Here is an 11,607-nt window from a genome sequence, read left to right on the forward strand (position 1 = left end):
GGCATATAGCAGGATATAACCTAGTCACAGCAGCGCTTTGATAATTTTTGGAGATGTCTACTGTATTGTCTAATAAGGTAGCCAAAACCCCCATTAAAGCATTACTCTCTCCCAGATATAAGCTCAAATCAGCAATTGTCCCTGGTAAACTCATGCAACTGAGCAATTGACGGAAAATCTGCTGCTGTACTTCATCTTGCCAAATCCCAGCTAAATCAACTTCTAGCATCACTTTCCTCCTGATTTAGTAAGGAAAAATCTACTTTGGTTTTTGCCAGCATAGCTCCCCGTAATTTATCTTCTTCTTGGCGAATCACCCGTCCCCTGTGAATCAAATCCGTAACCTCTTGCCATCCCTCCAGTTGATTGTTCAAAATAGCATCGCAAATTGCTAAGGATGTGGCTAAATTGGGCACATCATTCATTACTTGAGCTGCACCTTCATAATTCTGCCCGTTGCCAATTTTTAACTTTACCCAAGCCGTTGATAGGGGAATTTCTCCCAAATAGTAGGGTTCGTGAAACACGCTATCTTGTAGTTGCAATAGTGACAATCCCGTTTGGGGAACAGTTTCATAGCTAATCTGCCAACCTTGGGTGAGTCTAGCTGTTAGTTGAATCACCACTTCTGGAGCATGGGCTGTAAGTGCCCGTAACCATTGATTATCAACTTGTTCCATTAGCTAATCCTCCCACGTATCCAACTAGAAAGATAATCGATCGCCACAATGCTACCGAGGATGACTAAAATCAATGCGGCAGATTCGTTGTAGCGAAATAGACGCAGATTATCGTGCAGTTCTAAACCAATACCACCTGCTCCTACCAAACCCAAAACCGAAGCCATCCGTACATTGCGATCAAAAATATAAAGGGTGTATCCTGCCATCTCTGGTAAGATTGAAGGGACTGCTGCCAATATGAAAACTTGGGGTAAATTTGCTCCAGTAGAGCGTACACCCTCATAAATACCTGGAGTCACGCGCTCCATACTCTCAGCAAAAAACTTACCTAAAAATCCCGAAGTATGCACTCCCAATGCCAGAATACCAGGAGTAGGTCCTAGCCCAATGGCAGTAACGAAAATCAACGCTAACATCAAATCTGGCATTGCTCGCATAAAGTTAAACAACTCCCGGATGAGGCGATAAATTACGGGGTGTGGCGAGAGATTATGTGCTCCCAAAGGTGCGAGAAAAAAACTGGTAACAAATGCTAATACCGTACCCCAAAGAGCGATCGCTAATGTTTGCACCATGAGCAGCAAATATCTTTGCCAATCTGTAAAGTCGGGGCTGAGGTAACGGCTGAGATATTCAAAAATATTACCAATGCCCATGATCACACTGCCAAAGGACAGTCCAAGATGCCAAATCATCGCTCCAATGAGGACAATAGTCAGACTAATCCACAAAGGAATCCAATTTCTGGGAGCGGGTGGTAGGTCTAATAATTTCAGTGATGAGTTAAACATATTCAATTTTGGATTTTAGATTTTAGATTTTGAATTTTGGGCATTGCATAATTGCGGGATGATTTTTTAAAAGAGGATCAACCGTAATCCCCGCGTCACCGCGTCTCCCCATCCCCGCGTCCCCTGTAACTAAATAACCCGACTCCGCAGAGCATCAGAAAAGCGATCCAATATTGTCACCACTATATAAATAGCTGTGGCAATTAACATCAAACGACCGTAATTAAATAACCGCATACTCATCACCAACTCATACCCAATACCCCCAGCTCCCACTAACCCTAAAATTGTTGCTGATCGCACGTTGTGGTCTAGGATATACAGAACAGTGCCAATGAAATCTGGTAAAGCCAGAGGAAACACTGCAAACATTAAGGTTTGCAACCATCCAGCCCCTGTAGATTTAACCCCCATAACCCCAGTAATATCCACCACTTCTATACTTTCTGCCAAGAATTTTCCTAAAAAGCCCGTAGTCACAAAAATAAGTGCCATTACCCCCGGTAGAGGTCCCAAGCCCACAGCCGAAACAAATACCAGCGCCCAAACCAACTCCGGTAAAGCACGCATTAAATTGAGAAGATTGCGAATGCAGTGATATAAAACTACGTGTGGTGATGTATTTCGGGCTGCAAGTACTCCCAAAGGCAAACTCAACAAAAGAGCGATCGCTGTAGATACAATCCCCATTTCGACGGTTTCCAGCATCTTCAGCAATAATTTAGGTATATAAGCCCAATCAGGCACAGTCAGAAATTGACTTAAAAATTGCCATAAATTACCGCCTGATTGTAGCAATCCCAATAAATCCAGTTCTACCAGAACTGCTGCTGATACTAATACCCCTAATAGAAAAATAAATCCCAATCCCCACCATAAGGGCACAAATCCATGTTTAGTCGGTAGCCGCCATTTCCAAGCTGTCATCTAGACTGCCATCCTTACTCTGATAAATTGTGTGTAAATTGTCATTAACCAAGGCTTGTGGGGAATCATCAAATACTACATGCCCTTGATTTAACCCAATAACGCGATCTGCGTAGCCCATAGCCAAGGAAACTTGGTGAAGATTTGCCACAATGGTAATCCCATCTTGGCGACAAATCTCCTTGAGTAATTCCATAATTCCTTCACTAGCCACCGGATCGAGACTAGCAACAGGTTCATCAGCCAAAATTACCTCTGGACGCTGTGCCAAAGCCCTGGCGATCCCCACCCGTTGCTGTTGTCCTCCAGAAAGTCGGTCTACCCGTTCCCAAGCTTTGTCTGTTAAACCAACCCTATTAAGTGCCCACTGAGCAATTTTCCAATCTTTTTTACCAAACAGATACAAGATACTGCTCCACCAAGGACTGTAATACAAACGCCCAGTTAAGACATTACTCATCACATTCAAACGACCCACCAGATTAAACTGTTGGAATACCATTGCCGTGCGCGATCGAATTTGACGCAGATTTTTAGTGGTTAAAGTTTGTCCTTGAATAATGACCTCACCTGTAGTTGGTGTCTCCAAGCCATTTATCATTCGTAGCAAAGTTGACTTGCCTGCACCGCTAGGTCCGAGAATAGCGTTAAATGTTCCTGGCTCAAAGTTAAGACTGATGGGGTAAACTGCTATTGTTCCATTCTCATAGGTTTTACCCGCTCGATTAAGTTGAATTACATGCATATAGGGTAGGGGACAGGGGACAGGAAATGAGGAGACACGGAGACACGGAGACGCGGAGATTATGGTTGATTCTCTCTGACAAAATCATCCCGCAATAATGCAATGCCCACCCTACTTAAGTATTTCCTTACGACCAATTCCCAGAGTCTTAATCATGTCGCGGACAATCTCGTAATCTTTGGGAGTAGCAGATTCATAATTCAAAAGATCTCCATAACCAGTTACCTTAATATCTTTATGAGCATTCAACACTATCTCACGAATTTTTTTCTTTGTTTGCTCATCTAATTCCTGGCGATAAGCTAAAGGTGAACCTGGTATTGGATCTGATGACAACAAAACACGATTACTCTGTTGGGAAATTAATCCCTTGTTCAGCATTTTGTCATAAGTAATATCATTAGTACCTGCTGCATCTACAGTTTTATTTTTGACTGCCATTCCTGCTGCATCATGGGAACCTGCATAAGTAAGCTTGGAAAAGAACTCTTTTGGTTTTTGCCCAGTTGCTTTTAACACCAAATAGGAAGGAACCAAACCGCCTGAAGTAGATGCAGGATCGACAAATGCGACATTTTTCCCTTTTAAATCCTGAATCGATTTCACAGAAGAATTACCTGGAACAACTAATATACTTTTATATGTAGATTTACCAGTTTTTTTCCTAACTCCAGTCGCAAATGCTTCTGCTCCCGCTTCCTGTTCTGCCAATACATAGGATAAAGGACCAAACCAAGCAATATCAACTTTATCTTGCCGCATTGCTTCGATTACACCTGCATAATCCGTAGCAGTAAAAACCTTTATGGGACGATTCAGTTTCTTTTCCATGTAAGCCCGCATCGGCTCAAACTTGTCCACCATTTCCTCGTTATTCTCAGCCGGAATTAGCCCCATAATCAATTCCGAACCAGAGTCTGACGCAAGTTTAGCAGTGTTTGATGAACCAGCTGTTTGATTATTAGAAGTACCTTGAGTACATGAAACAACTGTAAAAGATAAAGCAAACAGAGAGGCATACAAAAAATTACGTCGTAACATGGGTTAATGGCTCCGTAGAATACTTAGCATAAACAAGCAAGTGCGGCATAACTGCTTTACCCCAAGCTACAGCCCATTTGTTAAAACTAAACTAAGCTATGCTTATGGATAGAATAAGGGACTAAATATACAAGTTAATGTCTCTCTAGCCTTTGTATTCCTAATTCATGGTTATAGTGACTATACAAGTAAGAATGTAAAAATTTACGACAAATGATTTTTGTCAATTAGGAAAATTAATTTATCTATCTTGAAAAACCACAGAATGGAAAATTGGTAAAATTTTTAACTAAAAATTAGCATTTTCTTAGGTTCTAATTAACGTTAACCTGTATCACTTGAAAGGAGAATAAACAAGTTAAGCATCTACTCACATAAAATCATGAGTAATTCAGATTTTAACCTACTTAAACTCCTAAAAACTCCTATTAAGCGTCGCCATTTTCTAAGTGGCTTAGGTTTCACTGCTGGGTTAGCTGTAGCGGGTCAATTACCTGAAAAAGCTGTGGCTAGTTGGAAAAATTTTGGCAGATCCAAAGGTAGAAGATTTAATAGGTATCGGGGAGAAAATCCATTTACCCTTGGGGTTGCTTCGGGAGAACCTACCCATAGAAGCATAGTTTTATGGACAAGATTAGCTCCTGAACCTTTAGCTGATGATGGTCAAGGTGGTATGCCATTAGAACGCTTTCGAGTCAGATGGGAAATATGGAAAGGTGATGCTAAAAAACCCAACAGAAGGATTAAAGCAGGTCGAGTGATCGCTACTCCAAAAATGGCTCATGCTCTCCACATTACCGTTAAGGGATTAGAGCCTAATACTTACTATTGGTATAAGTTCAAAGTAGGTGGATATGAAAGTCCTTTAGGAAGAACTAGGACTGCTCCAGCACCAGGGGATAAGGTTCCTGTAAAGTTTGCTTATTCTTCTTGCAGTCACTACGAACAAGGATTTTTCAATTCCTATAAGCACATTGCAGAAGAAGCAGATAACTTATACTTTTTTGCCCATTTAGGAGACTATATATATGAATATGCTCCCGCTCCTGAAGAAGATATTGGCAAATCAGTAGTGAGAGTACATAATGATAGTCCGGGTGGTTTTGGTAGTCAAAGAAAAGGAGAAATAGTTACCCTCGCTGACTATCGCAATCGTATCGCCCGATATCGGACAGATGCCGACTTGCAAGAGGCCCATAGACTACTACCATTTATTACTATTTGGGATGACCATGAAATAGATAATAACTGGACAGCTTTAACACCTGAAGGAACAACAGGTCCTGTAACATATTCTCCATCTGATCATACAAATCCAGACGATCCTAACTTCTTATTGAAGTTTGCTAATCGCCGGGACAATGGATTTAAAGCTTACTATGAAATGATGCCATTAGCCGATTTTTCTAGACCCACTCGCAACAATGAATTAGGAGTAAGAGAAGTTAAATTGTTTCATAGATTAAGATACGGGCAAACTGCTGACTTTTATATTTTAGATGGTCGGCAATATCGTACTAATCAAGCTTGTGAAACAATAGAAGGTTTTCCTGGACAAGAATTATGTGCAGAGCGAAATAATGAATCAAATACATTCCTAGGGACTGAACAATTAGAGTGGTTATTAGATAATCTCAAACAGTCTCAGGATGATGGTATTACCTGGAAAGTACTAGTTCAAGAGGTAGTATTTGCACAATACAACTATAAAGGTTTCTTCTCTTTATCCCAAGAGAAACCAGAAAATTATGACCCCACCCAAATTGAAGGGGAAACTTTCAATTTAGACCAATGGGATGGTTATCCTGTTGAACGCCAGAAAATACTTGATTACATAGATGATAATAGTATTGATAATGTAATTGTCATCTCTGGTGATTGGCACGCTTTCTGGGCTAATGACATCAAGAAAGACTTCAATAATTCTGACTCGAAAACATTAGCTACTGAGTTTGCTAGTTCCTCAATTTCTGCTGGGTGCACTTGGGCAGAACAGTTGGCAGAAAATCAATCTGCGAATCCCCACGTTAAATATCTAACTGGTTTTCAAAGAGGATATGTCACTATGGAATTACAACAAGATGGTGATGCTGCAATTAGGTTTAGGAGTCCTGATACTGTCATGGAGCAAAACTCTCACATCCGCTCTATTGCTAAATTTAAAGTTGCTAATGGTTCTCCAGGAGTAGTAGTAGAAGACGTTCAAGATTTACCATCTACAGAACAATTCTCTGAACTTGTTTTCGGTCGGTAACGAAAATTTTATCCATCGGATGAAAAGATTAGAAAAGGTGTTGAATAAACGTAGATTATTACCTGTATCATCTAACAGAGTTCAACACTTTTTCTACGATGGGGTAGAAATAGAGAGAGAATTATAAAAGTTTGGTGTCTTTACTTACGTCGCTTTACCATTGACCAAGCCTCGTTGGGGCGGGGTATAGGGTATGAGGTGTGGGGTATGCGGGAAAAGATAGCCCCAACAACCAGTGGGTCACAAGCCCTATTCTTTAGGACGATTGCGAAGGGAAAGGGTTTCAAGCTCTGACCAACGCCGTCTTTATCCGTTTACAATAAAATAGTCAGTTCAAGTCTTAAAGTTCCTGGCTTTACCCAATCATCCATAGATCTCTGCCATGAAGCAAACAACAAAATCTTGGTTATGGCAAATAACCAAAGCCATGATTATATTTTTATTCATAGGATTTTATATTATTCTTGATACACATCCCGTGGGAGCATTAGCATTCGAGACTAGAGTTAATTACACTTTGAGTGAATTGAGGGGTAGGGATTTTTCTGGACAAGACCTATCGGGAACATCCTTTGCTGGTGCGGATATGCGGGGAGCAGATTTTCATGGATCAAATTTGGAAGGAACAATTTTAACTAAGGGTTCTTTTTTGCAAGCAGATGTCAGTGGTGTAAATTTTACTCAAGCCTTTGCCGATCGCGTTACCTTTGATGCAGGTAATCTGACCAATACTATTTTTACAGATGCTCTCCTCACTGGCAGTACTTTCTATGATGCCAATATTGAGGGTGCAGACTTTTCTAATGCTTTACTAGATCGTTACCAGATAATGTTAATGTGCAAACGAGCATCAGGGATAAACCCTGTGACTGAAGTTTCTACCCGTGTCAGTTTGGGTTGCCGGGAAGGAAATTAGTAATTCGTAATTTTTTCAGTTCAAAGTGTGTGATGAGACAAAAGGGTTGACTCGAATTTTCTAGGATTTAACTTAAACACCGAAGAGAACCGAGAGTTGCCATGGAAAACCATCCAAAACCCTTGACAGTATGGGAAAATTTGTTCCAGCGAAAAAAAATTGTAGGCAACTTAGAACGTTTCCAAGACTTTATCGTCATCTCCCTATGTATTGGCTTGTTCTGTGTCATGCTCATACGCTTGGGAGAAATGTTTTTCTCTTTCTTACAACCCTTAGATTTGCGGCAAATTACCTCTGATATTCTGTTTATTCTGATTTTAGTAGAATTATTCCGTTTACTCATTGATTACCTACAAGAACAAAAGATTTCTGTAGGTGCTGCGGTGGAAATCACAATTGTTTCAGCCTTACGGGAAATTATTTTACGAGGTGTTTTAGAAATACCAAGGGGTCAAATTTTCGGCGTTTCGGTGTTTCTCATAGTTTTGGGGGGACTATTATTAATTTTGCCTTGGATATCTCATATACTCGCATCAGTCAATATTAAACATATACAAGCCAAGCAAAATACCCAAGAGTAGAGGTGAGGGAGTGAGGGAGTGATGGAGTGATGGAGTGATAGGAAGATGAGTATAAATTACTCTACTTCTCTCTTCCCCTCTTCCCCTCTTCCCCTCTTCCCTTCTCACCTAACTAGGGATTTTAGCATTACTGAATCGGTCTTCTAGGTTCACACTGGGGAACGTCAACAAAGAAAGTTAAAAATACTTAACCCGTGCATCAAAGCCTTGAGAACGAAGCATTCGTGATACTCTTTCTGCATCCGAGCGATCGCGGAAATTACCCGCATTCACATAAGCTCCTAATGGGGAATCGGCTTGAAAAGCTTGGGGTACTAACTGACGTACTTTGTTCAAAGTATCATTATCACCTAGGGGTACTACTACCACATAGCGATTTTGGGAATTATTACTCAAACCCAAAGCTTGGAAAGTCCGCGCATCAACAAATCCTGTGGGATTCAGCCCAGAAGAACGCTGAAATTGAGCAACTGCTGCACTAGTCAGCTGACCATAATAACCAGTCGGATTAGCTCTAAAGAATCCTCTTTGCTGTAAACGTTGTTGCAATGCAGTGACTCGCTGGCTACTCTCTCCTACACAAATATCACCTCTAGCTGGGGTACAACCAGTGTAAAGCTTATCCAATGCTTGAGATATAGCGGCTATGGTTTGAGCATCAGCAATACCACTTGGTACCAGCTGATTATCTTGTTGGAATCGTATAACTGCATCTCTGGTCACATTACCAAATACACCAGTGGGATTAACATTGAAGTAACGTAACTCCTTTAAAGCTCTTTGTAATTCAACTACTCGATTACCAACATCACCTTGATTGATAGCATTGGGAAAAGTATCTGTTCTTCCATTTCCTGTATTATCTGGTGAGGGAAGTGTTGGTGGAATGGTTGGGTTAGGGTTAGGGTTTATTTGTCTTCGTATAGCTCCTTGAGTCCGTCTACCCACAACCCCATCAGCAAGCAACCCCTGGGATTGTTGGAATTCCATTACTGCTGCCATAGTCATGTCTTGGAAATTACCAGTAATCGCCCCACGATAAAAACCTAGGCGTTGTAAATTTTGCTGTAATTGGATGACAGCATCTCCACTACTGCCTATTTGTAGCAAATTACTGAACCTACTTCTTGGTTGGTTTCTGGGGATATTTCTCCGACGAGTTCTAGATGATACATTCCTTCTACATCTTCGCTGTAGTGCCCGTTGGGTTCGGGGTCCGACTACACCAATTGCACTAATTCCTCTGTCTTGCTGAAAATTCCTGACAGAAGTTTCGGTTTTAGGGCCAAAATATCCTGTGGCACGTCCTTTAAAATAGCCTAGTTTTTTCAAACAATTTTGAATATACTTGACTTCATTACCTGCTTCTCCCTGTCTAATTTGAGCCACAGCAGCTTGCCAAGGCACAGTTGCGATCGCTATAGCCATGATTACGGTTCCTAAGGGTATGGCTACTTTTCTGGTTTTCTGCCCATTGCTCATGGCATCCAACTGCAAATCACCCCCTACAGCCATAGTTTGAATATTGTTGAATTCTGTAGAAACAGAAGTTAAATTATGTTTTTCCATAGTTCTCATCGCTGCCCCTGTATGTTCGGAAATTGACCAACGAGTAAAGGGAATCGCTATCATATCATGTTCACTTAAACACGTATCAATCTCTACTTACTAGTTGATAATTGGCACAAATTTTTCCCAACCAATAGCGATCGCATTTGTATTTGGTTATTGATAAATGCTTTATGCACTCTATGGTAAACGACTGAATTTTGTTGAAGATTGTGGGGAAGATGGTGGCTTAGGTTCCGATTGTGTTTGGATTAAATTAATCAAGGTCAAAATTAAAGGTATGGCAAAAGTTAATACCAAAATAATGGCAGCTAATTGAAATATTACAGGGCGTTTTCTTCCTCGTGTCGGATAACCACAGCTCAGACAAATTTCCTCTTCACTACTATTGAGTGCGCCACAAACTTTACAAGGTTCTAATGTCATTTTTTTGATCAAGTTTATTTACAGCTATAGTATTTTAAAACACAAAAATTGAGTGTTAACTCTTAGCTATGTTTGATATAGCACTACCAAAGCACGTTAGGACATTTTTGAAGCAGCAAACCTATGAACAGTAAACTTATTACTTAGGAGATTTCCAGAATTAAAATTACCAGGCGATTACAAATTCACCTTAGAGGCGCAAGGCTTCCGCCCTTGTCATTGGTAAAATTATTTTCAGAAATAACCTTATTACTTATTACTTGTGCGTAGCGCTATATTGCCAAATAGGAATCAAAACCATGAGTCAAATACCAGAGCAAATATCAAACAATGATAGACCACAACAAAAAGGGAATAATATTCTCAAATGGGTTGGTATTTTACTGCTGGTTTATCTGTTAATTGCAGCAGTGGGAATGATTAGTTTGGGCTTTAAGTCCGTAACTGGGGAGGGTACTGAAAAACTTTTTGCATTTGCAACTAATCCCTTCTCCGGATTGATTATTGGTACTTTAGCTACAGCACTGATTCAATCTTCAAGTACAGTAACATCAATTACTGTGGGCTTAGTTGCAGGAGGATTACCTGTAGTAACTGCTATTCCCATAATCATGGGTGCAAATATTGGCACAACTATTACCAATACCCTAGTTAGTCTGGGACATATTGGGGATAAGGAAGAATTTAAGCGAGCTTTTGCGGCTGCTACAATACATGATTTTTTTAATCTGATTAGTGTTGTGCTTTTTCTCCCTTTAGAAATTATATTTCATCCCTTGGAACAAATGGGGTTATTTCTAGCACAAGGATTAGTAGGTGGTAGTTCCTTGAGTCTCAAGGGTTTTAATCTTGTCACAACTGTCACAAAACCAGTTGTTAATTTTTTTTCTGGGATAACTCATGTTATTTCTCCTCCATTAGATGGTGCTGTCCTCATTTTAATGGGAGTTGCTCTGATATTTTTCAGTATTGTCTTGATGGGGAAACTACTGAAAGTATTAATGGTAGGACGTGCAAAAGGAATGTTGTATACAACAATTGGTCGAGATCCTATGACTGGAATCGTCGCAGGTACTGTAATCACCATACTTGTGCAATCTTCTTCCACTACCACTAGTCTTATGGTTCCTTTAGCTGGTTCAGGAGTATTGGGATTATCACAAATTTATCCTTTTACTTTAGGAGCGAATATGGGTACTTGCATTACCGCTTTATTGGCTGCAACGGCTATATCTGGGAACCAAGCAGTACCAGCCTTGGAAATTGCCATGATTCACATGCTTTACAATTTTTTGGGAGTTGTGGTTATCTATGGAATTCCATTTTTGCGTCAATTACCTGTAATTGGTGCCCAGAAATTGGCTGATGTGGCTAGCGAACGTAAGTATCTAGCAGTGGTTTATATTTTAGGTGTATTCTTTGTCATTCCAATTATCCTTTTAGGCTTATCAACATTGACGGCAAATATATAAAACCAATATTTAATACTGAAAGAGCACCATGATACCCATGTTGGCGAACCAAATAATTTCTTTTTTGGTATTTATTAAAATAATATTTAAGGCATCATGCACATAACAGTATATTAACAGCTGAATTAAATTTTGAAAATTTTATTTTCCTAAATATTTCAGATAGCTAAAATTAATATTATTTAGCAAAATATTTACTCTC

12 protein-coding genes are annotated in these 11,607 nt (G+C 40.0%); 4 read left to right on the plus strand and 8 right to left on the minus strand.

What is annotated here, in order from left to right; all coding sequences use genetic code 11:
- The 6 genes from CALSC_RS10030 to phnD form a co-directional block, all read right to left on the minus strand.
- A partial coding sequence (locus CALSC_RS10030) for a phosphonate C-P lyase system protein PhnH (protein ID WP_200817609.1) occupies window positions 1-229 on the minus strand: 229 nt, incomplete at its 3' end.
- On the minus strand, window positions 216-680 hold the full coding sequence (gene phnG / locus CALSC_RS10035) for a phosphonate C-P lyase system protein PhnG (RefSeq protein WP_088241212.1): 465 nt from the start codon (window positions 678-680) through the stop codon (window positions 216-218). The genes phnG and CALSC_RS10030, both read right to left, overlap by 14 nt.
- Complete coding sequence (gene phnE / locus CALSC_RS10040) at window positions 680-1,474, minus strand: phosphonate ABC transporter, permease protein PhnE (RefSeq protein ID WP_088241213.1); 795 nt, start codon at window positions 1,472-1,474, stop codon at window positions 680-682. The genes phnG and phnE (CALSC_RS10040) overlap by 1 nt, the downstream gene beginning before the upstream one ends.
- A gap of 129 nt (window positions 1,475-1,603) precedes the next feature.
- The gene (gene phnE / locus CALSC_RS10045; protein WP_200817610.1) at window positions 1,604-2,401 is read right to left on the minus strand and encodes a phosphonate ABC transporter, permease protein PhnE; all 798 of its coding nucleotides are present in this window, start codon (window positions 2,399-2,401) and stop codon (window positions 1,604-1,606) included.
- A complete protein-coding gene (phnC, locus tag CALSC_RS10050; protein WP_088241214.1) occupies window positions 2,370-3,146 on the minus strand; it encodes a phosphonate ABC transporter ATP-binding protein in 777 nt (258 codons plus the stop codon). Before phnC ends, phnE (CALSC_RS10045) begins: the two co-directional genes overlap by 32 nt.
- A 111-nt stretch (window positions 3,147-3,257) precedes the next feature.
- Complete coding sequence (gene phnD, locus CALSC_RS10055) at window positions 3,258-4,187, minus strand: phosphonate ABC transporter substrate-binding protein (RefSeq protein ID WP_088241215.1); 930 nt, start codon at window positions 4,185-4,187, stop codon at window positions 3,258-3,260.
- 382 nt (window positions 4,188-4,569) lie between these two features.
- Between phnD and CALSC_RS10060 the strand changes: the two genes are divergently transcribed.
- The 3 genes from CALSC_RS10060 (at window position 4,570) to CALSC_RS10070 (ending at window position 7,938) form a co-directional block, all read left to right on the plus strand.
- Complete coding sequence (locus CALSC_RS10060; protein ID WP_088241216.1) at window positions 4,570-6,441, plus strand: alkaline phosphatase D family protein; 1,872 nt, start codon at window positions 4,570-4,572, stop codon at window positions 6,439-6,441.
- Between the two features lie 382 nt (window positions 6,442-6,823).
- Complete coding sequence (locus tag CALSC_RS10065) at window positions 6,824-7,357, plus strand: pentapeptide repeat-containing protein (RefSeq protein WP_088241217.1); 534 nt, start codon at window positions 6,824-6,826, stop codon at window positions 7,355-7,357.
- Window positions 7,358-7,458: 101 nt separating this feature from the next.
- Entirely contained in the window at window positions 7,459-7,938 is a 480-nt protein-coding gene (locus CALSC_RS10070) for a phosphate-starvation-inducible PsiE family protein (protein WP_088241218.1), read from the plus strand.
- Window positions 7,939-8,115: 177 nt separating this feature from the next.
- Here the strand turns inward: CALSC_RS10070 and CALSC_RS10075 are convergent, their stop codons facing one another.
- Window positions 8,116-9,570 (minus strand): peptidoglycan-binding domain-containing protein, encoded by a 1,455-nt coding sequence (locus tag CALSC_RS10075; RefSeq protein WP_088241219.1) that lies wholly within the window; start codon window positions 9,568-9,570, stop codon window positions 8,116-8,118.
- A gap of 117 nt (window positions 9,571-9,687) precedes the next feature.
- Window positions 9,688-9,933, minus strand: coding sequence for a hypothetical protein (locus tag CALSC_RS10080; RefSeq protein ID WP_088241220.1), 246 nt, complete (start codon window positions 9,931-9,933; stop codon window positions 9,688-9,690).
- Window positions 9,934-10,232: 299 nt separating this feature from the next.
- Between CALSC_RS10080 and CALSC_RS10085 the strand changes: the two genes are divergently transcribed.
- Window positions 10,233-11,405, plus strand: a complete 1,173-nt coding sequence (locus CALSC_RS10085; RefSeq protein ID WP_088241221.1) for a Na/Pi symporter — start codon at window positions 10,233-10,235, stop codon at window positions 11,403-11,405.
- The last annotated feature ends 202 nt before the right edge of the window (window positions 11,406-11,607 follow it).

The sequence above is a fragment of the Calothrix rhizosoleniae SC01 genome (assembly GCF_900185595.1).
GTDB lineage: Bacteria > Cyanobacteriota > Cyanobacteriia > Cyanobacteriales > Nostocaceae > Calothrix_A > Calothrix_A rhizosoleniae.